This window comes from Pseudomonas sp. LBUM1679, from assembly GCF_059695565.1.
In genome coordinates this window covers 6,935,257-6,959,729 of the sequence record NZ_CP166774.1, presented here as the reverse complement: position 1 = coordinate 6,959,729, position 24,473 = coordinate 6,935,257, and the positions used below count along the sequence as shown (strand labels likewise).

Annotated in this window: 23 protein-coding genes; 16 read left to right on the top strand and 7 right to left on the bottom strand. The window is 60.3% G+C overall.

Annotation, left to right across the window (positions count from 1 at the left end; translation table 11 throughout):
* Positions 1 to 184 precede the first annotated feature (184 nt).
* The 5 genes from ACA062_RS31860 to ACA062_RS31840 all read left to right on the top strand — a co-directional run bounded on the left by ACA062_RS31860 (position 185) and on the right by ACA062_RS31840 (position 5,648).
* Positions 185 to 1,282: a polyamine ABC transporter substrate-binding protein gene (locus ACA062_RS31860; protein WP_497457523.1), complete on the top strand. Its 1,098-nt coding sequence runs from the start codon at positions 185 to 187 to the stop codon at positions 1,280 to 1,282.
* A 245-nt stretch (positions 1,283 to 1,527) separates the two neighbouring features.
* Positions 1,528 to 2,625: a polyamine ABC transporter substrate-binding protein gene (locus ACA062_RS31855; protein WP_497454502.1), complete on the top strand. Its 1,098-nt coding sequence runs from the start codon at positions 1,528 to 1,530 to the stop codon at positions 2,623 to 2,625.
* 73 nt (positions 2,626 to 2,698) lie between these two features.
* Entirely contained in the window at positions 2,699 to 3,841 is a 1,143-nt protein-coding gene (locus tag ACA062_RS31850) for an ABC transporter ATP-binding protein (protein ID WP_128870576.1), read from the top strand.
* A gap of 35 nt (positions 3,842 to 3,876) precedes the next feature.
* Positions 3,877 to 4,758: an ABC transporter permease subunit gene (locus tag ACA062_RS31845; RefSeq protein WP_497457522.1), complete on the top strand. Its 882-nt coding sequence runs from the start codon at positions 3,877 to 3,879 to the stop codon at positions 4,756 to 4,758.
* Positions 4,755 to 5,648 carry an ABC transporter permease subunit gene (locus ACA062_RS31840; protein WP_128870578.1) on the top strand — a complete coding sequence of 298 codons (894 nt, stop codon included), beginning with the start codon at positions 4,755 to 4,757 and terminating at the stop codon, positions 5,646 to 5,648. Before ACA062_RS31845 ends, ACA062_RS31840 begins: the two co-directional genes overlap by 4 nt.
* A 152-nt stretch (positions 5,649 to 5,800) precedes the next feature.
* On the opposite strand, the gene ACA062_RS31835 is transcribed toward ACA062_RS31840, so the two are convergent.
* Entirely contained in the window at positions 5,801 to 6,442 is a 642-nt protein-coding gene (locus ACA062_RS31835; protein WP_497454501.1) for an HD domain-containing protein, read from the bottom strand.
* Between the two features lie 326 nt (positions 6,443 to 6,768).
* Here ACA062_RS31835 and ACA062_RS31830 point away from each other — a divergent pair, with 326 nt between their 5' ends.
* A complete protein-coding gene (locus ACA062_RS31830; protein WP_497454500.1) occupies positions 6,769 to 7,734 on the top strand; it encodes a GlxA family transcriptional regulator in 966 nt (321 codons plus the stop codon).
* A gap of 143 nt (positions 7,735 to 7,877) precedes the next feature.
* On the opposite strand, the gene ACA062_RS31825 is transcribed toward ACA062_RS31830, so the two are convergent.
* Together ACA062_RS31825 and ACA062_RS31820 are read right to left on the bottom strand one after the other, a co-directional pair.
* Complete coding sequence (locus ACA062_RS31825; RefSeq protein WP_497454499.1) at positions 7,878 to 10,289, bottom strand: penicillin acylase family protein; 2,412 nt, start codon at positions 10,287 to 10,289, stop codon at positions 7,878 to 7,880.
* Between the two features lie 108 nt (positions 10,290 to 10,397).
* Entirely contained in the window at positions 10,398 to 10,979 is a 582-nt protein-coding gene (locus ACA062_RS31820; RefSeq protein WP_497454498.1) for a DUF6436 domain-containing protein, read from the bottom strand.
* A gap of 97 nt (positions 10,980 to 11,076) precedes the next feature.
* On the opposite strand from ACA062_RS31820, the gene bipL reads away from it, so the two are divergent.
* Positions 11,077 to 12,024, top strand: coding sequence for a phospholipase BipL (gene bipL / locus ACA062_RS31815; RefSeq protein ID WP_497454497.1), 948 nt, complete (start codon positions 11,077 to 11,079; stop codon positions 12,022 to 12,024).
* A 130-nt stretch (positions 12,025 to 12,154) separates the two neighbouring features.
* Here bipL and ACA062_RS31810 read toward each other — a convergent pair whose 3' ends face one another.
* Positions 12,155 to 12,907, bottom strand: coding sequence for a DUF2059 domain-containing protein (locus ACA062_RS31810; protein ID WP_497454496.1), 753 nt, complete (start codon positions 12,905 to 12,907; stop codon positions 12,155 to 12,157).
* Positions 12,908 to 13,015: 108 nt separating this feature from the next.
* On the opposite strand from ACA062_RS31810, the gene ACA062_RS31805 reads away from it, so the two are divergent.
* Both ACA062_RS31805 and ACA062_RS31800 read left to right on the top strand, forming a co-directional pair.
* The gene (locus ACA062_RS31805) at positions 13,016 to 13,648 is read left to right on the top strand and encodes a 2OG-Fe(II) oxygenase (protein WP_497454495.1); all 633 of its coding nucleotides are present in this window, start codon (positions 13,016 to 13,018) and stop codon (positions 13,646 to 13,648) included.
* 2 nt (positions 13,649 to 13,650) lie between these two features.
* On the top strand, positions 13,651 to 14,133 hold the full coding sequence (locus ACA062_RS31800; protein ID WP_497454494.1) for a 2-thiouracil desulfurase family protein: 483 nt from the start codon (positions 13,651 to 13,653) through the stop codon (positions 14,131 to 14,133).
* A gap of 126 nt (positions 14,134 to 14,259) precedes the next feature.
* Here ACA062_RS31800 and ACA062_RS31795 read toward each other — a convergent pair whose 3' ends face one another.
* Entirely contained in the window at positions 14,260 to 14,847 is a 588-nt protein-coding gene (locus ACA062_RS31795) for a transporter substrate-binding domain-containing protein (RefSeq protein ID WP_497454493.1), read from the bottom strand.
* 135 nt (positions 14,848 to 14,982) lie between these two features.
* On the opposite strand from ACA062_RS31795, the gene ACA062_RS31790 reads away from it, so the two are divergent.
* Complete coding sequence (locus ACA062_RS31790; RefSeq protein ID WP_497457521.1) at positions 14,983 to 15,408, top strand: DUF4399 domain-containing protein; 426 nt, start codon at positions 14,983 to 14,985, stop codon at positions 15,406 to 15,408.
* A 111-nt stretch (positions 15,409 to 15,519) separates the two neighbouring features.
* Here the strand turns inward: ACA062_RS31790 and serA are convergent, their stop codons facing one another.
* Entirely contained in the window at positions 15,520 to 16,749 is a 1,230-nt protein-coding gene (serA, locus tag ACA062_RS31785) for a phosphoglycerate dehydrogenase (RefSeq protein ID WP_497454492.1), read from the bottom strand.
* 205 nt (positions 16,750 to 16,954) lie between these two features.
* On the opposite strand from serA, the gene ACA062_RS31780 reads away from it, so the two are divergent.
* The 4 genes from ACA062_RS31780 (at position 16,955) to ACA062_RS31765 (ending at position 21,328) form a co-directional block, all read left to right on the top strand.
* Complete coding sequence (locus ACA062_RS31780; RefSeq protein ID WP_497454491.1) at positions 16,955 to 18,349, top strand: D-2-hydroxyglutarate dehydrogenase; 1,395 nt, start codon at positions 16,955 to 16,957, stop codon at positions 18,347 to 18,349.
* Positions 18,350 to 18,386: 37 nt separating this feature from the next.
* On the top strand, positions 18,387 to 19,052 hold the full coding sequence (locus tag ACA062_RS31775; RefSeq protein ID WP_497454490.1) for a fumarylacetoacetate hydrolase family protein: 666 nt from the start codon (positions 18,387 to 18,389) through the stop codon (positions 19,050 to 19,052).
* 245 nt (positions 19,053 to 19,297) lie between these two features.
* Positions 19,298 to 20,227, top strand: a complete 930-nt coding sequence (locus tag ACA062_RS31770; protein ID WP_497454489.1) for an SdiA-regulated domain-containing protein — start codon at positions 19,298 to 19,300, stop codon at positions 20,225 to 20,227.
* 183 nt (positions 20,228 to 20,410) lie between these two features.
* The gene (locus tag ACA062_RS31765) at positions 20,411 to 21,328 is read left to right on the top strand and encodes an SdiA-regulated domain-containing protein (protein ID WP_497454488.1); all 918 of its coding nucleotides are present in this window, start codon (positions 20,411 to 20,413) and stop codon (positions 21,326 to 21,328) included.
* 123 nt (positions 21,329 to 21,451) lie between these two features.
* Here the strand turns inward: ACA062_RS31765 and rpiA are convergent, their stop codons facing one another.
* Complete coding sequence (gene rpiA, locus ACA062_RS31760; RefSeq protein ID WP_497454487.1) at positions 21,452 to 22,126, bottom strand: ribose-5-phosphate isomerase RpiA; 675 nt, start codon at positions 22,124 to 22,126, stop codon at positions 21,452 to 21,454.
* 324 nt (positions 22,127 to 22,450) lie between these two features.
* Here rpiA and ilvA point away from each other — a divergent pair, with 324 nt between their 5' ends.
* The gene (gene ilvA / locus ACA062_RS31755; protein ID WP_497454486.1) at positions 22,451 to 23,965 is read left to right on the top strand and encodes a threonine ammonia-lyase, biosynthetic; all 1,515 of its coding nucleotides are present in this window, start codon (positions 22,451 to 22,453) and stop codon (positions 23,963 to 23,965) included.
* Between the two features lie 38 nt (positions 23,966 to 24,003).
* Positions 24,004 to 24,429, top strand: a complete 426-nt coding sequence (locus ACA062_RS31750; protein WP_497454485.1) for a DUF2269 domain-containing protein — start codon at positions 24,004 to 24,006, stop codon at positions 24,427 to 24,429.
* Positions 24,430 to 24,473 lie beyond the last annotated feature (44 nt).

Here is a 24,473-nt window from a genome sequence, read left to right as displayed (position 1 = left end):
TGGGCGGGGTGTGACGTGTGCACTTCGCTCAGTGCAAACAAAGGATGGGTCTTTCCTTGAAAGCCTGCCTTGGATCTTGCCAGACTACCGCTCGTGCGGATGCACGGGAAAGGCCGCCCGCTCTTGGTTAACAAGAACGTGGCTAAAAAGAAAAATTGGAGCATTACCCATGAAGGCATTAGGTATGAAGATCGCTGGCAAGACCCTCCTCGCCATGTCCCTGATGGGCGTGATGGCGGGCGCAGTCCAGGCGGACGACAAGGTTCTTCACGTATACAACTGGTCCGATTACATCGCACCGGATACCGTCAAGAAGTTCGAAGCCGAGTCGGGGATCAAGGTGGTCTACGACGTATTCGACAGTAACGAAACCCTCGAAGCCAAGTTGCTGGCAGGCAAGTCCGGCTACGACATCGTCGTACCGTCGAACAACTTCCTGGCCAAGCAGATCAAGGCCGGCGTTTACCAGAAGCTGGACAAGTCCAAGCTGCCCAACTGGAAGAACCTGAACACTGACCTGCTTAAAGCAGTCTCGGTGAGCGACCCGGGCAACGAACACGCCTTCCCTTACATGTGGGGTTCGATCGGCATCGGTTTCAACGCCGAGAAGGTCAAGGCTGCACTGGGCGCCGACGCACCCACCAATTCCTGGGACCTGATCTTCAAACCTGAAAACGCCGCGAAGTTGAAGTCGTGCGGTATCAGCGTCCTTGACTCGCCAACCGAGATGATTCCGGTGGCGTTGCACTACCTGGGCTATCCAACCGACAGCCAGGACAAAAAACAACTGGCTGAAGCCGAAGCGCTGTTCCTGAAAGTCCGCCCTTCGATCGGCTACTTCCACTCGTCCAAGTACATCTCCGACCTGGCCAACGGCAACATCTGCGTAGCGATCGGCTACTCGGGTGACATCTACCAGGCCAAGTCCCGCGCGGCTGAAGCCGGCGACAAGGTGAAGGTCAGCTACAACATTCCGAAAGAAGGTGCGGGCAGCTTCTACGACATGGTCGCCATCCCTAAAGATGCCGAAAACGTCGAAGGCGCCTACAAGTTCATGACCTTCCTGCAGAAGCCGGAAATCATGGCTGAAATCACCAACGCGGTGCGCTTCCCGAACGGTAACGCGGCGGCCACCCCATTGGTCGATAAAGACATCACCGCCGACCCGGGCATCTACCCGCCGGCCGACGTGCTGGCCAAGCTGTACGCGATTGCCGACTTGCCGGCCGCCACCCAGCGGATCCTGACTCGCAGCTGGACCAAGATCAAATCGGGTAAATAAGTAAACCCCTTGTAGGAGCGAGCTTGCTCGCGAAAAAAACTGCAACGCCACGGGGTGTCAGGCACCACGCGTTATCGTTGACGACCATCGCGAGCAAGCTCGCTCCTACAAGGTCGTATCTGTATAAAAGTTTTGCTGGAACGGTTTTTCGAGGGTAAGTTGCGCGCCGGTTTTGTTGCCGGGCAGCCATGGCTGTCATGTAACGCGGGGCAACTTGGGCCCCACTAATTTTAGAGGACCTCCACTTGCCTATTTTTTCTTTGCTGCGCAATGCTCTGCTGATCGGCGCCGGACTGACGATTGCCGTCGGTGCCCAGGCGGCCGGCACCGTGCATATTTATAACTGGTCTGACTACATCGGCGAGACCACCCTGGTCGACTTCGAGAAAGAGACCGGGATCAAGCCGGTCTACGACGTGTTCGACTCCAACGAAACCCTGGAAGGCAAGTTGCTGGCCGGGCGCACCGGGTATGACGTGGTGGTGCCGTCCAACCACTTCCTTGGCAAGCAGATCAAGGCCGGCGCGTTCCAGAAGCTCGACAAGAAGCAGCTGACCAACTATTCCAACCTCGACCCGGTGCTGCTCAAGCGTCTGGAGGAGAACGATCCTGGCAACCAGTACGCCGTGCCGTATCTATGGGGCACCAACGGCATCGGCTACAACGTCGACAAGGTCAAGGCCGTGCTGGGCCTGGACAAGATCGACTCCTGGGACGTGGTGTTCGAGCCGGAGAACATCAAGAAGCTGCACAGCTGCGGCGTGGCGTTTCTCGACTCTGCCGATGAAATGATGCCCACCGTCCTCAACTACATGGGCCTCAACCCCAACAGCACCAACCCCGAAGACTACAAAAAGGCCGAAGCCAAATTGCTGGCGGTGCGACCTTACGTGACCTATTTCCACTCTTCCAAATACATCGCGGACCTGGCTAACGGCGATATTTGCGTCGCGATCGGTTTTTCCGGCGACATGATCCAGGCCAAGGCCCGCGCGGCTGAAGCCGGCAAAGGCATGAACATCGCCTACTCGATTCCCAAGGAAGGCGGCGCACTGTGGTTCGACATGTTGGCAATCCCCAAGGATGCGGCCAACGTGAAGGAAGCCCACGCGTTCATCAACTATTTGCTGAAACCGGAAGTGATCGCCCAGGTCAGTGATTATGTCGGCTACGCCAACCCGAACCCCGGGTCGGACACATTGATGGAGCAGTCCATTCGCACCGATGAGTCGGTTTATCCACCGCAGGCAGTCCTCGACAAGACGTACGTGTCCATCGAGTTACCACCGAAGATTCAACGTTTGATGACCCGCAGCTGGACCAAGGTCAAGTCGGGTAAATAGCTGCAAGGCTCAAACTATCCAAGGTTGGCTCACCTTGAGCGAACTGCACTCTTTTTTTCTGGGAGTTTCGTAAATGGCAGTTGCCTCCGGCGCCTATAAGAAAGCCCTCGAGGGCGACCAGTCACCTAAACAGGTGCTGGTCAAAATCGACCGGGTCACGAAGAAGTTCGACGAGACGATTGCCGTGGACGATGTGTCCCTGGAAATCAAGAAAGGCGAAATTTTCGCCCTGCTCGGCGGTTCGGGATCGGGCAAATCCACCTTGCTGCGCATGCTCGCAGGCTTTGAACGGCCCACGGAGGGGCGCATTTTCCTCGATGGCGTAGACATCACCGACATGCCGCCGTACGAGCGGCCGATCAACATGATGTTCCAGTCCTACGCCTTGTTCCCGCACATGACCGTGGCGCAGAACATCGCCTTCGGCCTCAAGCAGGACAAAATCCCCGCAGCTGAAGTCGATGCCCGTGTCGCGGACATGCTCAAGCTGGTTCAGATGACGCAGTACGCCAAGCGCAAGCCGCATCAGTTGTCCGGTGGTCAGCGTCAGCGTGTGGCCCTGGCGCGTTCCCTGGCCAAGCGACCGAAGCTGTTGCTGCTCGACGAACCGATGGGGGCGCTGGACAAGAAGCTGCGCTCGCAAATGCAGCTTGAACTGGTCGAGATCATCGAGCGGGTCGGCGTGACCTGCGTCATGGTGACCCACGATCAGGAAGAGGCCATGACCATGGCCGAGCGCATCGCGATCATGCACCTGGGCTGGATCGCCCAGATCGGCAGTCCGATCGACATTTACGAAACCCCGACCAGCCGCCTGGTCTGCGAATTCATCGGCAACGTCAATATCTTCGACGGTGAAGTGGTGGACGACGCCGAAGGCCATGCGCTGATCACCTGCAAGGATCTGGACCGCAACATCTACGTCGGTCACGGCATCAGCACCTCGGTGCAGGACAAGTCGGTCACCTACGCGATCCGTCCGGAAAAACTGCTGGTGACCCCGACCATGCCGACCTGCGAATACAACTGGTCCAGCGGCAAGGTGCACGACATCGCCTACCTGGGCGGTCACTCGGTGTTCCACGTCGAATTGCCGAGCGGCAAGATCGTCCAGTCTTTCGTCGCCAACGCCGAGCGCCGCGGTCAGCGCCCGACCTGGGGTGACCAGGTTTACGTGTATTGGGAAGACGACAGCGGCGTGGTACTTCGCTCATGAACATGCGCAAATTCAAACGCCGCCTCAATCGAATAATTCCCGGTGGCCGCCAGTTGGTCATCGGGGTTCCATTCATCTGGCTGTTCCTGTTCTTCATGCTGCCGTTCTTCATCGTGTTGAAGATCAGCTTTGCCGAAGCCGACGTGGCTATTCCGCCGTACACCGAGATCTACAGCTACCTCGATCAAAAGGTGCAGTTGCTGCTTAACCTGGGCAACTACGCGATGCTGGCCGACGACGAGTTGTACATCGCCGCTTACCTCGGCTCGTTGAAGATGGCGCTGATCAGTACCGTCCTCTGTTTGCTGATCGGTTACCCGATGGCCTACGCCATTGCCAGTGCCCGCAAAGAGATGCAAACGGTGCTGGTGCTGTTGATCATGATGCCGACCTGGACCGCGATCCTGATCCGCGTTTATGCGTGGATGGGCATCCTCAGCAACAACGGTCTGCTGAACGGCTTCCTGATGACCATGGGCTGGATCGATGAACCGCTGCAGATCCTCAATACCAACCTCGCTGTGTATATCGGGGTGGTGTATTCGTACCTGCCGTTCATGATCCTGCCGCTCTACGCCAACCTGGTGAAACACGACAACAGCCTGTTGGAGGCTGCGTCCGACCTGGGTTCGAGTACCTTCAACAGCTTCTGGAAGATCACTATTCCGCTGTCCAAGAACGGCATCGTTGCCGGCTGCATGCTGGTGTTCATCCCGGTCGTGGGCGAGTTCGTGATCCCGGAACTGCTCGGTGGCCCGGAAACCCTGATGATCGGTAAAGTGCTGTGGCAAGAGTTCTTCAACAACCGTGACTGGCCGGTAGCGTCTGCCCTGGCGGTGGTCATGCTGGCGATCCTGATTGTGCCCATCATCCTGTTCAACCGTAGCCAGGCCAAAGAAATGGAGGGCAAGGAATGAAGCGCTTCCGTTTCTCAAGTTTCATGCTGATAGCGGGTTTGCTGTTCATCTACGCGCCGATGCTGATCCTGGTGATCTACTCGTTCAACGCCTCCAAACTGGTGACGGTCTGGGGCGGCTGGTCGATCAAGTGGTACGTCGGGTTGATGGACAACACCCAACTGATGGGCTCGGTGGTGCGCTCGCTGGAAATCGCCTGCTACACGGCGGTGGCGGCGGTGGCGCTGGGTACGTTGGCGGCGTTCGTGCTGACCCGTATCACCCATTTCAAGGGGCGTACGCTGTTCGGTGGCCTGGTCACCGCGCCTTTGGTGATGCCGGAAGTGATCACCGGTCTGTCGCTGTTGCTGCTGTTCGTGGCGATGGCGCAGATGATCGGTTGGCCACAGGAGCGTGGCATCGTCACCATCTGGATCGCCCACACCACGTTCTGTGCGGCGTATGTGGCGGTGGTGGTGTCGGCGCGCTTGCGTGAGCTGGACCTGTCCATCGAAGAGGCGGCGATGGATCTCGGTGCGCGGCCGTGGAAGGTGTTCTTCCTGATCACCATCCCGATGATCGCGCCATCCCTGGGGGCGGGCGGCATGATGTCCTTCGCCCTGTCCCTGGATGACCTGGTGTTGGCCAGTTTCGTCTCGGGCCCCGGTTCGACCACCCTGCCGATGGAAGTGTTCTCGGCGGTGCGCCTGGGGGTCAAACCGGAGATCAACGCCGTGGCCAGCCTGATTCTGCTGGCGGTATCGTTGATGACGTTCCTGGTCTGGTTCTTCAGCCGCCGTGCCGAAGAAAGTCGCAAGCGTGCGATCCAGCAGGCGATCGAGGAAGGCGCTGCCGACTCCTGGAGACAACCGGACGCACGTCGCGCACAGCAGGCGCCGGAAGCGGTTTGAGCCTGATGTCGGGTTGACCACAACCGCGTGGCCAACCCGATCCCCCTGTAGGAGCGAGCTTGCTCGCGATGGACGTCAGGGCGCCGCGTTCATCCAGGAAGTTCTCGTCATCGTTAACGTCCATCGCGAGCAAGCTCGCTCCTACAGGGGGCCTAGGCAACCCAGGGAGATTTGCGGATGATCTCGACAAAATTCATCGGCTTGAATCCCGGCTCGCTGTCCACCAGCACATCCGCGTTCACTGTGCCAAAGGTGGTGTCCGGCCGATGCTTGAAGCCATTGGCGAAGGCACACAGGATGCACGCCTTGAACCCGTCACCCCGTGGATGCGCATGCACCACCGCTTCACGCTGCGCCGTCGGGAACGCGGCATAGTCGATACCCAGCACATCCATTTCAACCCCGGCCGTGACCAGCGCCACGTTGGGACGCAGGTGGTGCGGCACGCCCGGTGTGGTGTGCAAGGCAATCGACAACCACACCTGCTCGATATCGTCGTCCGATAAACCGTAAGGCTGCAGAAACGCTGTAGCGGCGTTGGCACTGTCGACTTCAAAGCGCTCCTCCTGCGTGCGATGACCTTCCACCAGCCCCAGGTCATGGAACATCGCGCCGACGTACAACAACTCGGGGTTGTAGGCCAGTTGCTTGCGCTCACCGCTCAGGGCACCGAACAGGAACACCCGGCGCGAATGGTGATACAGCAGGTCTGACTCGACGTCGCGAATGTATTCAGTGGTGGCCCGGGCCATGGCGCTGTCGGGGATTTTGATGCCGGCGATGGTGTTGCTCATGCTGCTTTCCTCGTGGAGAACGCCGTGGCGGCGCTGAGGAATCCAGTCTGTTCCGGCACCCCGAACCGGACAATCGATCCATGGCTGCGATCCTTGCCAATGAACAGGCATATCGCGCCAACCTCGCTTGTTGCGCGTGGATTGGCTAGGGTTGGCGGAGTCGGTCGGTCAGGCGCAATCCCTGTGGGAGCGAGCTTGCTCGCGATAGCGGTGTGTCAGTCAATACTGCTGTTGAATGCACTACCGTCATCGCGAGCAAGCTCGCTCCCACAAGGTTTTGTGTTTGCCTCAGCTACGTGATCAACCCATTGAGGGCGGTTTGAACCATGACCAAAACCATTGCCATCGTGGTCTTCGCCGGTGTCCAGTCCCTGGACGTCACCGGTCCCATGGATGTGTTCTGCGAAGCCAATCGTTTCCTGGCGCCGCAAGATCACTATCGCCTGGAAGTGATCGGCGTCGAGCGCGGGGTGCTGGCCTGCTCCAACGGTTTGTCGCTCAATGCTCATCGGCATTTCAGCGAGGTACTGCAGGCCTATGACTTGCTGTTGGTGGCCGGTGGGCCGCAGCTGCCGTTCATGAGTTTCGGCGCGGCATTCGATGCCTGGCTGCGCGATGCCAGTGCGTCGGCGCAGCGTTTTGGCTCGATCTGCAACGGCGCCTTCATCCTCGCCCGGGCCGGCTTGCTGGATGGAAGAACGGTGACCACCCACTGGGGCGATGCGGCGGCACTGGCTGCGTTATGCCCTTCGACCCGGGTCGAGGCCGATCGCCTTTATGTGCAGGATGGCAAGCTGTACACCTCGGCGGGGGTCACGGCGGGGATCGATTTGTCGTTGTACCTGCTGGGTCGGGACCACGGGCCGGAAGTGGCCCTGAGCGTGGCCAAGCGGCTGGTGGTATTCACCCAGCGCTCGGGTGGGCAGTCGCAGTTCAGCCCATTCCTCACGCCTCATGCCGAACCGACCTCGGCGGTGGCCCTGGTTCAGCATTATGTGCTGGCCAACCTCACCGGCGACCTGACGATTGCCGACCTGGCCCATGCCGCCAACATGAGCGCCCGCAACTTTTCCCGGGTGTTTGCTCGGGAGGCGAAGATCACCCCGGCGGAATTCGTCGAACGGGCGCGGGTGGATGCGGCGCGGGTGCTGCTAGAGAGCACCCATTCGCCGCTCAAGACCGTGGCCTATCAGTGCGGATTTCGCGATGCCCAGCACATGCGCAGCGTGTTCAACCGCCGGCTTGGGGTGACGCCACAGCAGTTCAGGTTGAATTTTGCGGCGGTGGTGTGAGCCAGCATTCGGGTTGTCCTTGCGGGCCTCATCGCGGGCAAGCCCGCTCCCACAGAGATCGTGTGAATCCATTATTTCGTGATCAATACAAAACCTGTGGGAGCGGGCTTGCCCGCGATGGCGTCAGTTCAACCAACAGACATCTATTGTCCTGAACGGGCCGGCAGCAGCTTCAACGTGCTACGCGTATTGGCGCTGACTTCTTCGTCGTTGAGATAGGCCTGATAGTAGACCCCTTCGATATACGCCTCGGCCTGGTCATCAAAATGCCTGTCAAACGGCACACCACTCTGGCCGACCGGGTTGACGGTCAGGCTGTGGGCGGGGTCGGCGAAGTCGATCAGGCGACGGGTCGACGGCCCGTAGGTCACCGGCCACGGTGCCGGGCCGATCTTGGAGGAGAGGTTGTTCGGCACTTCATGCGCGCCGGGCGCGGCGAACGGGCCGACGTTGAAGACCCGATCCAGCGGCTTCTGCTGCCCCAGTGGATGGCCATGGGTCAGGGTGTGCGCCTTGCCCCACTGCCATTGCGCGAAATCCGCACCCAAGGTGGTCTTGAGGTGCGCGAGGCTTGCTTGCCAGGCGACCTTGACCGTATCGGCGCGGGTTTCCTTGCCGAGGGTGTTGCGGTTGTCCCACCACGGCGAGTCGGCGGTCGCAGCCAGGCGCGGTAGGGCAGCGTCGATCACCCGGGTCGAGAGCAGCGTTTCGAAGAAATCATTGCCCAGTTCATCGTGCATCGACGCGTCAGCCAGGTTGAACAGGAACTGGTTGAACAGCGTCGCGCTGGTGGAATCGAGCGGGTAATCGCCTGGCCACTGGGCCAGTTGCTCCACCAGTTTGAGTTCGGCCGGATCGCTCACCACTTCGCGCAGTACCGGCAACAACGGCGCGAGCAAGCGCGGGCCGTAGGCGGTGGTGGTGCCCAGCTGCAGCTTCTGGCTGGCGGCCAGGTCCCACTTGATGGTTTTGTCGCTGAGCTGGCGATTGAGCTGCTGACCGCGATCGGCCAGGTTGTAGTAACCGGGAATTTCCATCCCGGTTGGCGATGGCGGCTGGAAGTTGGCCGAGACGATATAGCCTCGCGCCGGGTTCTCTTCCTGTGGGTTGGCGCTGAATGGGTGGAAGCCTTCCTTGTCCGCTTCGGCGGTACTGCCGTCGAGGATGAACCACGGCCGCACACCCGCCGGTCGTTTGGGCAATTGCGCGGCCGCCCACCAGCCGATATCGCCCTTGGCATTGGCCCAGACGATGTTCAGGCCCGGCGCCTGGACCTTGGCGGCGGCACTGCGTGCCTTGGCCAGGGTGTCGGCGCGGTTGAGCTGGTAGAAGCCCTCGAGGATCGGATTCTGGCTTTCGAGAAAGCCCCACCACATGGCGATCGGTGTTTTGCCGACGCTGTTGCCCAGTGCATCGTTGACGATCGGACCGTGGGGCGACTGACGCAGCACCAGCGTCACGGGCGCCTGGCCTTTGACCGCGATCTGCTGTTCGCTGCGCACCATGTCGATCCACTTGCCGCGATACCACACCTGATTCGAATTCTGCGGATTGACCTTCTCGGCGATCAAGTCCAGGTCGTCGTTCTGGAACATGGTGATGCTCCAGCCGAAGTCGCGGTTCATCCCGAGGGAGGCGAACGGCATCAACGCCTGATAGTGACCATAGAGCTCGAAGCCCGGCGCCGATAGCTGCGCTTCGTACCACACCGACGGCGCGGAAAAGCGGATATGCGGGTCACCGGCCAACAGCGGCTTGCCGCTTTTGGTGCGATTGCCCGAGACCACCCAGGCGTTGCTGCCCTCGAATTGCGGCAGGCCGTTGTCGGCCAGTGCCTGTTCGCTGAGGCGGGCGAGGGCGTTGAGATCTTTCCAGTCGACGCTGGCCAGGGACGGCACGGCGGCGCCGGGCGTCTTCGCCAGCACGCCTTTGGGCTGCCAGTCGAGATCGAACACGTTGAGGTAGTTGGCCCCCAACTGATCGCGCACGTAAGTCAGCAAGGGTTCGGTGCGAAACGCTGCGGCAAAACTGTAGGCCATGTACCCGGCGATGCTGATGGTGTCCTGGGCGGTGAACGGGCGCTTGGCAATGCCCAGCACATCGAACTCCACGGGTTTTGCATGGCTGTCCTGATACTGGTTGATGCCGTCCAGGTAGGCTTGCATGGCGATGAACGCCGGCGACTGTTGGTCCAGGTTCGCCAGGTAGGTTTCGGCCCGTTCACGGATGCGCAGGCTGCGCATCAGCTTGTCGGTATCGAGCAGTTTCGGGCCCAGCACCTCGGCCAGTTCCCCGCGAGCGAGGCGGCGCAGGACTTCCATCTGAAACAGCCGATCCTGGGCGTGCACATACCCGAGGGCGCGGTACAGGTCCGGTTCGTTTTCCGCGCGGATGTGCGGGATGCCGCGCTCGTCGTAGCGCACGGTGACCGAACCTTGCAAATGTTGCAGCTCGACCATGCCCTGGCGTGTCGGCTGCTTGCTGTAGACGTACCAGCCGGCGCCCGCGGCGAGCGCGACAATCAGCAGGGCGAGAACGGTCAGGCTACGTTTCATGGTGACTCCTTGTTATTAGTGGCAGCTGTTCCCTGGCGCCACTGTTTAACACGGCTCGGCGAATTGGCCCATCGCCCTTAGGAGGGATTCGTATTGCGGGGTTTTTCCCTATTTCGTTGGATCGACAGGCCAGGGGCAGTAACACCCCACCGCCAGTGTGTGCGTGGCATTCACTGTCCGGCCTTGGTTCAACGCCTGCAGGATCGGCTCGATAAAACTGTTACTGGAATTGCAGGTCAGGCCTTCGCTGTACGGGCCGAAATACGCCAGCTTGCCGCTACGATCCCAGATCGCCACGGCCGGGCTGGCGGGGATCTGTTCGGAGCCTGGCAGGATGCTGATGGCTTTCAGGCTGCTCAAGGTGCTCGGCAACTGGCCGTGGCTGCCGGGCTTTTGTACCGCGTAAAATTCCACGCCCTGCGGTCCAAACTGCTCGACCAGTTCGCCCAGGTGTTGTTGATTGCCGACGTTGCACGGGCAGGCCGGGTCCCAGAAGTGCACCAGGCGGATGGCGCCGGGGCCAGCGAGGTTGTCGGGCAGGCGCAGCGGGTCGCCGGAAAACACGGCGGTGTGCGAACTGAACGCGCGCAGGTAACGTCCTTGAAACCAGTCATAAGCGGCCCAAAGCACACCGGCACAGATCAGGGCGAGCAGGCAGGCAAGCAGTGGGGTGCGGTAGGGTGAACGCATGGGTTTCAATCCTCGAAGGTCGACCAGCTTGCCATGCTTGCCGCGACAGATGAATATCGCAGGCCTATAAAGTCCGTTTCATGCTCTGGAATCGTCCATGTCTGCCACTTTCGACCCCGATCATCTGCGTGCCAGTCTGCAGCCACTGGCTGAGGCGCAGCCGCTGTCGGCGGAGGCGTTGGCCTACCAGTGTTTCTATGGGCTCGATTTTGCGGGGCGACATCTGCGCAGCGGCCTGGGTCGTTTCGCGGTGGATGGTTATGACGTGGTCTGCCAGTTCTGGTGGCCGCAGCAGGCCAGGGCGACGCTGTTTTTGTTCCATGGCTTTTATGATCACACCGGGCTCTACCGGCATGTGATCGAGTGGGCGCTGGACCAGGGGTTTGCCGTGATTGCCTGCGACTTGCCAGGGCATGGCCTGTCCAGCGGTGAACGCGCCAGCATCAAGGATTTCGCCGAGTATCAGGACACGCTGCAAGGGTTGTTCGCCGAGGCGCGCTCCCTCGATCTGCCGCAGCCGTGGCACCTGTGCGGGCAAAGCACTGGCGGTGCGATCGTGATCGATCATGTGCTCAACGCGGGGGCGAGCAGTCCGGCACAGGGGCAGGTGATCCTGCTGTCGCCGTTGGTGCGGCCCCGGGCCTGGGGCTGGTCGCAACTGAGCTATTACCTGCTCAGACCTTTCGTCAAAGCCATCGCCCGGCGCTTCAGCGAAAATTCCAACGACCCGGATTTCTTGCCGTTTTTGCAGGCTGATCCGTTACAGCCGCTACGTTTGCCGACTGCCTGGGTCGGTGCGCTGGCGCGATGGATCAAGCGCATCGAAGCTGCACCGGGCAGCACGCGGCGGCCGCTGATTGTGCAGGGGCAGGCGGATATGACGGTGGATTGGCAGCATAACCTTGCCGTGTTGAAGGCCAAGTTCGATCGGCCGCAGGTGTTGATGCTGCCGGAGGCGCGGCATCATCTGGCGAATGAGACGCTGGCGTTGCGGGGGGAGTATTTCGGGTTTTTGACCAAGCGGGTCAAGGGTCGGAATCTGTAGCGGCCATGGCGGCCCCATCGCGGGCAAGCCCGCTCCCACAGTGCTTGGTGTTAGCCCACCATTATGTGATCGACACAAAAACCTGTGGGAGCGGGCTTGCCCGCGATGGGGCCCTTTCAGGCACCAGAGATTACTGGCGAAGCGTGGAAGTATCCTGCCCCACCGCCAACCCCGCCCGAATCGCCGCCAGCGCCGCCTGGTAATAAGCCTGGCCTTCCGCCGACTCGGCAAAGGTGGCGAACTCCTCCAGCTCGTTGTCCGACAGATCGCGATAGACATACAACAGCGTATTGTTCAGATCGCTGCCGATCTGGTCCATCAAGCGCTGGCGCTGGCCATTCAACATGCCTTGCGCCTGGCCACCGCCGAGCAGGCCGGGGATCATCGAGCTCAGGCTGTCGGCCGCGACACCGGCAATCGCCAGGCTGACTTCGGCGCCGGCCTCGCGAGCGGGCAGGGCCTGGGCCAGGTGACCGATGATCAGCAGGCGGCTGTCACTGGCCTGAATCTTCGGTAAACCCTTGGCGTTTTTTGCCAGTTGGTCGCGCCGGGTCGCCAGCAGTTCGGCGGCGACGATTTTTTTGCCCAGGGGTGACTGGAAAAACGTCAGCGCCGGTTTCGGATCGGCGAGGGTCTTGCGCAGTTGTGCTTCGGCGCGCTGGTCCACGGCCTTGGGGGCAAAGCGTTGATTGCTGTTGTTGACCAGCGCCTGGAACACCGCCGGCGGCAGGCTGTTCTGGTAGCGCTGTTGTGCGGCCGAAAGAGCGTCGTTGAAATGCGCGCGTTGTTCTGGCCAGCCGGCGACCTTGTACAACTGGTCGTGGCCGTCTGCCCAGGCGGGCATAACGCAGAACATCAGCAGTGAGAAAAACAAACGACGCATAGGGGCTCCTGTCGGCAGGCGACTATTCTCCGTGGGGCATGGGTACTTGTCGAGAATTCGTATCAACCCGCTGCGCGGCTCTGTCGGATTTTCAGGCACAGGAATACTATGCGCGCCATGCAAATACCCTCTGATCACCCGCTGCTGTTACGTATCGTCGACGACCTGGCTGAACACGGCTGGTCGCAGCAGAATATTTTCCTGCCTCTGGGTCTGACCCGGGAACTGGCGGCCGAGTGCCATAAACGTGCTGCCGAGGGTGAACTGGCCCCGGCCGCCGTGGGGCGCGGGCCGACATCGGAAGTTCGCGAGGGCATTCGCGGCGACCATATCCAGTGGATCGAGCCAGGGCAGGCGCTGGCTTGCGACAGTTATCTGATGCTGATGGACAGCCTGCGCGAGGCGATGAATCGCGGTTTGTACCTGGGCCTGGAAGATTTCGAAAGTCATTTCGCCCTGTACCCGCCCGGTGCTTTCTACCTCAAGCACCTCGACCGCTTCCGCGACGACGACCGGCGCATGGTCTCGGCGGTGGTTTATCTCAATGATGCCTGGCTGCCCGAGCACGGCGGTCAGTTGCGCATGTACCTGGATGAGGGGGTCGAATACGATGTGGTGCCTGTCGGCGGATGCCTGGTGGTGTTCCTGTCGGGCGAGGTGCCACACGAAGTCCTGCCCGCGATGCGAGAGCGCCTGTCATTGACCGGCTGGTTCCGGCGTCGCGGCAATGAGCCGTTCTGATCATGCAGAAAATTCTGGTAAGCCGTTGCCTGCTGGGGCACCGCGTACGTTACGACGGCGGGGCCAGTGGGCCGTTCGATCAGCTCCAGCAATGGATCGACGAAGGTCGGGTCGTGCCGTTGTGCCCGGAGGTGGCCGGCGGGTTGCCGACGCCCAGGGCGGCGGCGGAAATTCCGGGCGGGCAGGGTGGTGAGGTGCTGGATGGGCAGGCGTCGGTGATCACCACCGAGGGCGCGGATGTCAGTGCCGAGTTTCTCGCGGGGGCTTATCAGGCGCTGGAGCTGGTGCAACGGCACGGCATCCGCATTGCCGTGCTCAAGGCCAATAGCCCGTCTTGCGGGAATTTGCTGACGTATGACGGGACGTTCAGTGGGGTGAAGGTGAGTGGCGAGGGAGTGACTGCGGCGTTGCTCAGGCGCCATGGCGTTCAAGTCTTCAGTGAGCTGGAGTTGGCTGAAGCTGCTGCGGCCGCCCTGAAGATCTAACGCCTCACACAAACCCCCTGTAGGAGCTGGCTTGCCAGCGAAGAGGCCATCACATCCAACATCTATGTTGACTGTTACGCCGCCTTCGCTGGCAAGCCAGCTCCTACAGGGGGGCCGTCAGTGGCTTCAGGGCTTGGGCGCCACGCTCGTATCCGCCCCAAACCACTTCTGCGACAACGCCTCCAATCGCCCATCCGCCTTGATCCGCTGCAGCGCATTCTCCAGGCTGGCGTGAAACGCCGGGTTGCCCTTCTGGAATGGAATCGCCAGGTCCACAGCCGGGGCCGCTTTCGGCTTTGCTTCCGTCAGCGACTGCACCAACAGCATTGAACGCGGTGGCTCGTCTTTCTGCGCGATCAATTGCGCATCTGTGTGAATGTAAGGTGCACTGAAGTCGAAACGATCCTTGAGATCCGGGGTCATTGCTATGTGGTTGATGGCGACGTCGTACTTGCCGCTTTCGACACCGGCCAGCATGTCGCCGGAATCGGTAATGACGAAGTCGGACCGCACATCCAGTTCCTGGGCCAACAACTGACCCAATTCGACTTCGAAGCCCGTCAGTTTGCCGTCGTCCTTGAAATTGAAGGGCGGTGTATTAGCCTCAAGGGCAATGCGCAATTCGCCGCGGTCGTTTACATCATCAATCAGTTCGGCATGAGCCAAGGGGCTCAAAAGGGGTAGCAGGCAGATCAGGCCAGGCAAAAAACGCATGGTCACTCCTTTGAATTCATTATCGCGATGCTCTGGGTCAGGCTCGCTTTGCTATGGTTGTCGAGAGCCTTCGACAACGAATGGCCGTGAAGTTGTCATGGCCGCGCCGATTTTATGGAAAAACTGGAGAAGAGAATGAAAACCTTTATGTCACGTGCAGCATTGGCGAGCCTGCTGATGGGGATTTCGATGCTGGCAACTGCCGCCACACCGGCGCCCAAGGGGGCAGAAGTGTCCATCGTTTCTCCGGCGGACGGTGCCACGGTTCCTGAAACCTTCACCGTCAAGTTCGCCGTCGAGAACGTGGCGCTGGCGCCAGCGGGTGATGTCACCAAGAACACCGGCCACCACCACCTGCTGATCGATGTCGATAAATTGCCTGCTGCTGGTGCGCCAATTCCGACGGATGCCAACCATATGCACTTCGGTAAGGCGCAGACCCAGGCTGAAGTCAAACTGGCCCCGGGCAAACATACCTTGCAACTTGAGTTGGGGGATGCGGGACACATGCCATTCGACCCGCCGATTGTTTCGAAGAAGATCACCGTCAACGTCAAATAAAAAAAGGGAGCCCCGAGGGGCTCCCTTTTTTTCAGCTGTAAGCTTCAAGCTATAAGTGCCAAGTCAAGGCAAGCGCACTTGCCGCTTGAACCTTGCCGCTTGTAGCTGCTCTCAGAACAATACACGGCAACGAATGGTGCCGTTGATGTGCTGCAGCTTCTCTTGGGCCATTTCCGAGTAGTCGGCATCGACGTCGATCACGACGTAGCCGACTTTCTCGTTGGTCTGCAGGAACTGACCGGAAATGTTGATGCCGTTTTCGGCGAAGACCTTGTTGATCTCGCTCATCACACCCGGAATGTTTTCGTGGATGTGCAGCAGGCGGTGCTTGCCAGGGTGAGCCGGCAGGGCCACTTCCGGGAAGTTCACCGACGATACCGAGGTACCGTTGTCGCTGTACTTGACCAGTTTTTCTGCCACTTCCAGACCGATGTTGGCTTGCGCTTCAGCGGTGGAACCGCCGATGTGCGGGGTCAGGATCACGTTGTCCAGGCCACGCAGCGGGCTTGCGAACTCTTCATCGTTGGAGCGAGGCTCCACCGGGAATACGTCGATGGCCGCGCCGATCAGGTGCTTGTCCTTGATCGCGTCCGCCAGGGCGTCCAGCTCGACCACGGTGCCGCGAGCCGCGTTGATCAGGATCCCGCCTTTCTTGATGGCGCGGATTTCCTTCTCGCCGATCATCCACTGGGTCGCAGCAGTTTCCGGAACGTGCAGGGTGACGATGTCGGACATGCCCAGCAGTTCGGTCAGGCTCGCCACCTGAGTGGCGTTGCCCAGTGGCAGCTTGGTCACGGTGTCGTAGAAATACACCTGCATCCCCAGGCCTTCCGCCAGGACCGACAGCTGGGTACCGATCGAGCCGTAACCGACGATGCCCAGCTTCTTGCCGCGGATTTCGAAGGAGTTGGCTGCGCTCTTGATCCAGCCGCCACGGTGGCAGGAAGCGTTCTTCTCAGGGATACCGCGCAGCAACAGGATCGCTTCGGCCAGCACCAGCTCGGCAACGGAACGCGTGTTGGAGTACGGCGCGTTGAACACTGCGATGCCGCGTTCGCGCGCTGCGTTCAGGTCGACCTGGTTGGTGCCGATGCAGAAACAGCCAACCGCGACCAGCTTCTTCGCGTGATCGAAGATTTCTTCGGTCAGTTGCGTGCGGGAGCGAATGCCGATGAAGTGCGCATCAGCGATCTTTTCCTTCAGCTGTGCTTCCGGCAGAGAACCGGTGAGGTACTCGATGCTGGTGTAGCCAGCCGACTTGAGAACGTCGACAGCCGATTGGTGGACGCCTTCGAGAAGAAGGAACTTGATCTTGCTCTTATCGAGAGAAGTCTTGCTCATCTGCGTAAACCTGTATCCCGGAGAAAATTGGCAGGGAAGTAGCCAGCAGACGCTGACCCGAGCGGCAAGAAAGCCGTCGCCGCAGAACAGCCATTGGGCACTCTCCTGCGGGGTCGGTATGCTAGCATAAGCGCCCCGCTAAACACCCATTCCTGCGACGTGAAGCGTTCTCAGGATGACCATGAATTGTTCGAGAGTTCTGTCGATGACCAATCCTGCCCTGATTGAAGAGCTGAAGACCCTGGTTGAGCCTGGCAAGGTGCTGACCGATGCCGACTCCCTGAATGCTTACGGTAAGGATTGGACCAAGCATTTCGCCCCGGCCCCGACCGCCATCGTGTTCCCCAAGACCACCGAGCAGGTTCAGGCCATTGTCCGTTGGGCCAATGAGCGCAACATTGCGCTGGTACCGTCCGGCGGTCGTACCGGGCTGTCCGCCGCGGCGGTGGCCGCCAATGGCGAAGTGGTCGTGTCTTTCGACTATATGAACCAGATTCTCGACGTGAACCTGACCGACCGCACCGCAGTCTGCCAGCCAGGCGTGGTCACCGAGCATTTGCAGAACGTGGCTGAAGAAAAAGGCCTGTACTACCCGGTGGACTTCGCCTCGGCAGGGTCCAGTCAGATTGGCGGCAATATCGGCACCAATGCCGGCGGGATCAAGGTCATTCGCTACGGCATGACCCGCAACTGGGTGGCCGGCATGAAGGTCGTCACCGGCAAGGGTGATCTGCTGGAGCTGAACCGCGACCTGATCAAGAACGCCACCGGCTACGACCTGCGTCAGCTGTTCATCGGCGCCGAAGGCACCCTCGGGTTTGTGGTCGAAGCGACCATGCGCCTCGACCGGGCGCCGAAAAACCTCACCGCCATGGTCCTCGGCACCGCCGATTTCGACTCGATCATGCCGGTACTGCATGCGTTCCAGAGCAAACTCGACCTGACCGCCTTCGAATTCTTCTCCGATAAAGCCTTGGCCAAGGTCATGGCCCGTGGCGACGTGCCAGCGGCGTTTGAAACCGATTGCCCGTTCTACGCGTTGCTGGAATTCGAAGCGACCACCGAAGAAGTGGCCAACCACGCGTTGGAAACCTTCGAGTACTGCGTCGAGCAAGGCTGGGTACTGGACGGCGTGATGAGCCAGAGCGAAACCCAGTTGCAGAACCTGTGGAAGCTGCGCGAATACATCTCAGAAACCATCTCCCACTGGACGCCGTACAAGAACGACATTTCGGTCACTGTGTCGAAAGTCCCGGCATTTCTGAAGGAAATCGACGCGATCGTCGGCGAACACTATCCAGACTTCGAAATCGTCTGGTTCGGCCACATCGGCGACGGCAACCTGCACCTGAACATCCTCAAGCCGGAAAACCTGAGCAAGGATGAGTTCTTCGCCAAGTGCGCGACCGTCAACAAGTGGGTGTTCGAAACAGTCGAGAAGTACAACGGCTCGATTTCCGCCGAACACGGCGTGGGCATGACCAAGCGTGATTACTTGACCTACAGCCGTTCCCCGGTCGAGATCGAGTACATGAAAGCCGTCAAAGCGGTGTTCGACCCGAACGGGATCATGAACCCGGGCAAGATTTTCGCTGTTTGATTCTTCGAACTTTAAGAGCACGAATCAGGAGTCGGTAATGAGCTATCAGCACCAGTATGTCGACGGTACGCGCATTCACTTCCCATTGGGGAAGGTGGTGTGCATCGGCCGCAACTACGCCGAACACGCCAAGGAACTGGACAATCCGGTGCCTACGGAACCGCTGCTGTTCATCAAGCCGGGCAGTTGCGTGGTGTCGCTGGAAGGCAGTTTCAGCATTCCGACCGAGCGCGGTTCGGTGCATTACGAAGCGGAAATCGCGGTGTTGATCGGCAAGCCTCTGTCGACCAGACCGAGCCGTGAAGAAGTGCTCGACGCGATTTCCGGTTTCGCCCCGGCCCTGGACTTGACCCTGCGCGACAAGCAGGCCGAACTGAAAGCCAAGGGCCTGCCCTGGGAAATCGCCAAGTCGTTCGACGGGGCGGCGGTGATTGCACCGTTCGTGTCCGGCAGCACTTTTGCCGACCTGGCCGACATTGGCATTCGCCTGACCATCAATGGCGAAGTGCGCCAGGATGGCAACAGCAAAGACATGCTCAATCCGATCGTGCCGATGATCCAGTACATGGCTGGCTGCTTCTCGTTGCAGGCCGGTGACGTGATCCTCACAGGCACGCCGGTGGGCGTTGGTCCGCTGAATGTCGGTGACGAGATCGTTCTGGAGCTGCCAGGCGTCAGCAGCTTCACCAGCAGCGTCCGCTGATCCAACACAATCCCCTGTAGGAGCTGGCTTGCCAGCGAAGAGGCCATCACATTCAACATCTATGTTGACTGTGACGCCGCCTTCGCTGGCAAGCCAGCTCCTACAGGGGGGCGTGCCCACGCAGGGCTTTCCCGCCATTTCCCGTTTTTTTCACATATTGTCTGGATAATTCCGGGGCTTGGGGCGTCTGAGCCGAGCCCATTTGTGCTATTACCCTTGGCCTGAATTTCTGGAACGCTGCCTAGATGCCGACACAATCGCTGCCCACGCTCAAACCTGCTCGCCGTCCGCGCTTTTTCATGCGCTGGTATTCCTGGCTGTTACTCGTGGCAGCCGCCGCGTATGGCCTCGCATTCGCGATGCATTGGGATGACCGGGGCGTGCTCTGGGTGCTGGAACGTTTCGAAAGCCCGGCTGAACGTCAGGAGAGCATCTGGTTGCCGGATTACCGCGCGGTGATCGACGCCAAGCTGCTGCCGGGCATGGAGAAGGACGAGGCTTCGGACCTGGCCTACGACCCGCAGACCAAAACCCTGTTTTCGGTCATGGGCAACAAACCGTTCCTGGTCGAGCTGACCCTACAGGGCGATGTCCTGCGCAAAATGCCCTTGGTGGGCTGGAGCAATCCGGAAGGGGTGACCGCGATGGGCAACGGTCTGCTGGCCATTGTCGATGAACGCGAGCACCTGCTCTCCATCGTCAAGGTCGATGCCGACACCCGCGAGCTGAACATCGCCAACTTCCCGAAATACGACCTCGGCCCCTCGAAAAACCAGAACAAGGCCTTCGAGGCAATCGCCTGGGATTCGCGCAACCAGCAATTGCTGCTGGGGGAAGAGCGTCCGCCGGCGCTGTTCAGCTGGAAAAGCGATGGCAGCCAGACCCTCAAGGGCGACAAGCAGAAAATCGTCAGTGATGAACTGGACATCCGCAACCTGTCGGCCTTGGCCATCGACCCGCGCACCGGCCACACCCTGGTGTTGTCCGCCGATTCCCACCTGTTGCTGGAGCTGGACGAGAAGGGCGAGCAGGTCAGTTTCATGACCCTGCTGGGCGGTTTCAATGGCTTGAAGAAGACCATTCCGCGCGCGGAAGGCGTGACCATGGACGAGGCTGGCACGCTGTACATGGTGAGCGAACCGAACCTGTTCTACCGCTTCGAAAAACAGCGCTGAACCGTAGGAGCTGCCGCAGGCTGCGATCTTTTGATCTTAAATGCAACGTCAAAAGATCGCAGCCTGCGGCAGCTCCTACGCCGATGGAATGCATAGGTTGTGGTGCAAGGCCACTGGCCATTAAGCTTCAATTCAGACTGCCGTGGTATTTCATCAGCCTGTCTTGAACCCGAGCCCACTTGAATGCGCCGACTTGCCCGTCCCAAACCCCTGATTCTCATGTTCCTGGCGATTGCGTTGATCGTGCTGGTTGCGTTCGGCCAGTACCTGCGCCTGTTCGAGCGCGCCTGGTTCAATATGCACACGCTTTGGCAGCCAGAGAGCGCGCAATCCATCGGCCTGGATCGTTATCAGGTCGCGCTAGAGGCACGCGTCATCGAAGGCCTGGACGACGATGTGTCCGCGCTGACGTTCGATCCGGTGCGCAAGAGCCTGTTCACGGTCACCAACAAAAACTCCGAACTGATTGAATTGTCCCTGGACGGCCGGATTATTCGACGCGTGGCGCTGGTCGGCTTCGGCGATCCGGAGGCGGTGGAGTTCATCAGTGCCGACACTTACGTGATCACTGACGAGCGTTCGCAGCGACTGATCAAGATTCACCTGGAAAAGGACACGACCTTCCTCGACGCGCAGGATGCCGAACAGATCACCCTCGGCGTGCACATGAGCGGCAACAAGGGCTTTGAGGGGTTGGCGTATGACTCGGTGGGCAAGCGCCTGTTCGTGGCCAAGGAGCGCGACCCGATGCTGATCTACGAAGTGCAGGGCTTCCCGCATTACAACCCGGAAAAATCCTATGCGGTACACGTGGTCAACAATCCCAAGCGCGATGCCGGAATGTTCGTGCGGGACCTGTCGAGCCTGCAATACGACGAGCGCAGCGGACACTTGCTGGCGTTGTCCGACGAGTCGCGGCTGATTCTGGAGCTGGACGTGGATGGGCGACCGCTGAGCACCATGTCATTGAGCAAGGGGCGCCAGGGGTTGCGCAAAACCGTGCCGCAAGCGGAAGGGATCGCGATGGATGACGACGGCACGATGTACCTGGTGAGCGAGCCGAACCTGTTCTACGTCTTCAAGAAACCACCACAACCCTGAAGCTCAAACACGCCCCCCTGTAGGAGCTGGCTTGCCAGCGAAGAGGCCATCACATTCAACATCGATGTTGAATGTTACGCCGCCTTCGCTGGCAAGCCAGCTCCTACAGGGGGGGCGTACGGCTTATTGGGCGCGCAGGGTCTTTACGCCTTCGCTGGTACCCAGCAGCAACAGATCCGCCGGACGTGCCGCGAACAACCCATTGGTGACCACGCCAACGATGGCATTGATCTGCGTCTCCAGCTCCACCGGATTGGTGATCTGCATGTTGAACACGTCGAGGATGATGTTGCCGTTATCGGTCAACACGCCTTCACGGTAAACCGGATCGCCGCCCAGCTTCACCAGCGCGCGGGCCACGTGGCTGCGGGCCATCGGAATCACTTCCACCGGCAGCGGGAACGCGCCGAGCACCGGCACCAGCTTGCTGGCGTCGGCGATGCAGATGAAGGTCTTGGCGACGGCCGCGACAATCTTCTCGCGGGTCAGGGCTGCACCGCCGCCCTTGATCAGGTTCAGGTGCTCATCGCTTTCATCGGCGCCGTCGACGTAGAACTCCAGGTCGCTGACCGTGTTCAATTCATACACCGGAATGCCATGGCCCTTGAGGCGCGCGGCGGTGGCTTCGGAGCTGGCGACCGCGCCGTCGAACGCGCCCTTGTGCCGGGCCAGGGCGTCGATGAAGCAGTTGGCGGTGGAGCCGGTGCCGACCCCGACAATGCTCTTGTCGTCGAGTTTCGGGAGGATGAAGTCGACGGCGGCCTGAGCCACTGCCTGTTTGAGTTGATCCTGGGTCATGCGGGCTCCGAGGTGCCGAAGGGGGGACGAAAGGCCGGCATTATAGGCTTCGGGGCGGGGAAGGTCATTGCCCGATTGGCAGCTCGAATGTGCATACCTGCACCCCCGACAACTGTAGGAGCGAGCTTGCTCGCGATGGTCGTGAACGATAATGCGTAAAACCGGATACCCAGCGGCGCCCTTGGGTTTTTCGCGAGCAAGCTTCGCTCCTACAGGTACTGAGTACTTCCGGTGCCTTAAAAACCACCTGTTTAGTGTGGTCGTCCGCCCGAAAGCCGGGTTAGACTCCTTGACCCTGCCCAACCCGCTCAGTGATGCTTTCCGATGCTCGAACAGTACGTCAAAAAGATCCTCACCTCGCGCGTTTATGACGTTGCCGTAGAAACCCCTCTGCAGACTGCCCGCCAGCTTTCCGAGCGGCTGGGCAACGATATCTGGCTCAAGCGCGAAGACTTGCAGCCGGTGTTCTCGTTCAAGATCCGCGGCGCTTATAACAAGCTCACCCAGCTTTCCGATGAAGAACGCGCGCGCGGCGTCGTGACCGCTTCGGCGGGCAACCACGCGCAAGGCCTGGCACTGGCGGCCAAGGTGCTGGGTGTTAAAGCCACCATCGTGATGCCCAAGACCACACCGGAAATCAAAGTGGAAGGCGTGCGCTCCCGTGGCGGCAAGGTCGTGCTGCACGGCGATTCGTTCCCGGAAGCCCTGGCTTACTCGCTGAAACTGGTCGATGAAAAAGGCTACGTCTACATTCACCCCTACGACGATCCCCATACCATTGCCGGGCAGGGCACGGTGGCGATGGAGATCCTGCGTCAGCACCCGGGGCGCCTGGATGCGATTTTCGTTCCGGTGGGCGGTGGCGGGCTGATTGCCGGGATCGCTGCGTATGTGAAATACCTGCGTCCTGAAATCAAGGTCATCGGCGTCGAACCTGACGATTCCAACTGCCTGCAAGCCGCCATGGCGGCCGGCGAGCGGGTGGTGCTGCCGACCGTGGGCCTCTTCGCCGACGGCGTCGCGGTGGCCCAGATCGGCCAGCACACCTTCGATATCTGCAAGGACCATGTCGATGCGGTGATCACCGTCAGCACCGACGAGATCTGTGCGGCGATCAAGGATATCTACGACGATACCCGCTCGATCACTGAACCTGCCGGTGCCTTGGGCGTCGCCGGGATCAAGAAATACGTCGAGCAACATGGCATCACCGGGCATACGTTCGTCGCCATCGACTCCGGGGCCAACGTCAACTTTGACCGACTGCGCCACGTCGCCGAACGTGCCGAACTGGGCGAGGGCCGCGAGGCCATCATCGCCGTGACCATCCCCGAGAAGCCGGGCAGTTTCAAGGCGTTCTGCGAAGCCATCGGCAAACGCCAGATCACCGAGTTCAACTACCGCTACAACACCGGCAGCGAAGCCCATATCTTCGTCGGCGTGCAGACGCACCCGGAAAACGATCCGCGCAGTGCGCTGCTTGCCAGCCTGACCGAGCAGGGTTTTCCGGTAATCGACCTGACCGACAACGAACTGGCCAAGTTGCATATCCGCCACATGGTCGGCGGGCGTGCGGCGCATGTCGTCGATGAAGTGGTGCTGCGCTTTGAATTCCCGGAGCGGCCCGGTGCGCTGTTCAACTTCCTCAACAAGCTCGGCGGGCGCTGGAATATCTCGATGTTCCATTACCGCAACCACGGAGCGGCCGATGGCCGTGTGGTCGCCGGGCTGCAAGTACCGCATGACGAACGACATCTGGTGCCGGCGGCACTGGAAGAAATCGGCTACCCCTACTGGGATGAAAGCGACAATCCGGCCTATCAGCTGTTTCTCGGCTGAGGGGCTACGCTGATGGGCAGCCTATAAGGAATCGAGCAATGGAAACGTTAACCGCCCTGAAAGTGGCGCACATCGTGGCAACGGTGCTGCTGTTGATCAGCGCGCTGGGGCTGGCGGTCTGGGTCTGGCGTGCGCGGCGCAACGGTGATGCGACGGCCCACACTCGCACGTTGCAGCGCCCGGGGGTGTTTATCTGGGTGGTGATGGGGCTGGCATTGCTGAGCATGCCGTTCACCGGATGGTGGATGGTGCATCTGGTGGGCTGGCCGCTGGGGCAGACCTGGTTGCTGGCTTCGAGTGTGCTTTACACCGTGGCGGCGTTGGGGTGGTTCTGGTTGGTGGTGCGACTTAACAAGTTGCGCAAGGGGGCCGGAGGCAACGGAAAGTTTACCTTCGCCCTTGCACTGTTCAGCTTCGTCTGTTTTATCGCGATTGCGGGGTTGATGGGCGCCAAGCCAGTGTAAGGTTCTGGACCGAGTTGCCCCAATCGCGGGCAAGCCCGCTCCCA

Bases quoted from the DNA above. Each gene is read 5' to 3' on its own strand.
- ACA062_RS31860 (WP_497457523.1), top strand. From the start codon at position 185: ATGAAGATCGCTGGCAAGACCCTCCTCGCCATGTCCCTGATGGGCGTG.
- ACA062_RS31850 (WP_128870576.1), top strand. From the start codon at position 2,699: ATGGCAGTTGCCTCCGGCGCCTATAAGAAAGCCCTCGAGGGCGACCAG.
- ACA062_RS31840 (WP_128870578.1), top strand. From the start codon at position 4,755: ATGAAGCGCTTCCGTTTCTCAAGTTTCATGCTGATAGCGGGTTTGCTG.
- ACA062_RS31835 (WP_497454501.1), bottom strand. From the start codon at position 6,442: ATGAGCAACACCATCGCCGGCATCAAAATCCCCGACAGCGCCATGGCC.
- ACA062_RS31830 (WP_497454500.1), top strand. From the start codon at position 6,769: ATGACCAAAACCATTGCCATCGTGGTCTTCGCCGGTGTCCAGTCCCTG.
- ACA062_RS31825 (WP_497454499.1), bottom strand. From the start codon at position 10,289: ATGAAACGTAGCCTGACCGTTCTCGCCCTGCTGATTGTCGCGCTCGCC.
- ACA062_RS31820 (WP_497454498.1), bottom strand. From the start codon at position 10,979: ATGCGTTCACCCTACCGCACCCCACTGCTTGCCTGCCTGCTCGCCCTG.
- bipL (WP_497454497.1), top strand. From the start codon at position 11,077: ATGTCTGCCACTTTCGACCCCGATCATCTGCGTGCCAGTCTGCAGCCA.
- ACA062_RS31810 (WP_497454496.1), bottom strand. From the start codon at position 12,907: ATGCGTCGTTTGTTTTTCTCACTGCTGATGTTCTGCGTTATGCCCGCC.
- ACA062_RS31805 (WP_497454495.1), top strand. From the start codon at position 13,016: ATGCGCGCCATGCAAATACCCTCTGATCACCCGCTGCTGTTACGTATC.
- ACA062_RS31800 (WP_497454494.1), top strand. From the start codon at position 13,651: ATGCAGAAAATTCTGGTAAGCCGTTGCCTGCTGGGGCACCGCGTACGT.
- ACA062_RS31795 (WP_497454493.1), bottom strand. From the start codon at position 14,847: ATGCGTTTTTTGCCTGGCCTGATCTGCCTGCTACCCCTTTTGAGCCCC.
- ACA062_RS31790 (WP_497457521.1), top strand. From the start codon at position 14,983: ATGAAAACCTTTATGTCACGTGCAGCATTGGCGAGCCTGCTGATGGGG.
- serA (WP_497454492.1), bottom strand. From the start codon at position 16,749: ATGAGCAAGACTTCTCTCGATAAGAGCAAGATCAAGTTCCTTCTTCTC.
- ACA062_RS31780 (WP_497454491.1), top strand. From the start codon at position 16,955: ATGACCAATCCTGCCCTGATTGAAGAGCTGAAGACCCTGGTTGAGCCT.
- ACA062_RS31775 (WP_497454490.1), top strand. From the start codon at position 18,387: ATGAGCTATCAGCACCAGTATGTCGACGGTACGCGCATTCACTTCCCA.
- ACA062_RS31770 (WP_497454489.1), top strand. From the start codon at position 19,298: ATGCCGACACAATCGCTGCCCACGCTCAAACCTGCTCGCCGTCCGCGC.
- ACA062_RS31765 (WP_497454488.1), top strand. From the start codon at position 20,411: ATGCGCCGACTTGCCCGTCCCAAACCCCTGATTCTCATGTTCCTGGCG.
- rpiA (WP_497454487.1), bottom strand. From the start codon at position 22,126: ATGACCCAGGATCAACTCAAACAGGCAGTGGCTCAGGCCGCCGTCGAC.
- ilvA (WP_497454486.1), top strand. From the start codon at position 22,451: ATGCTCGAACAGTACGTCAAAAAGATCCTCACCTCGCGCGTTTATGAC.
- ACA062_RS31750 (WP_497454485.1), top strand. From the start codon at position 24,004: ATGGAAACGTTAACCGCCCTGAAAGTGGCGCACATCGTGGCAACGGTG.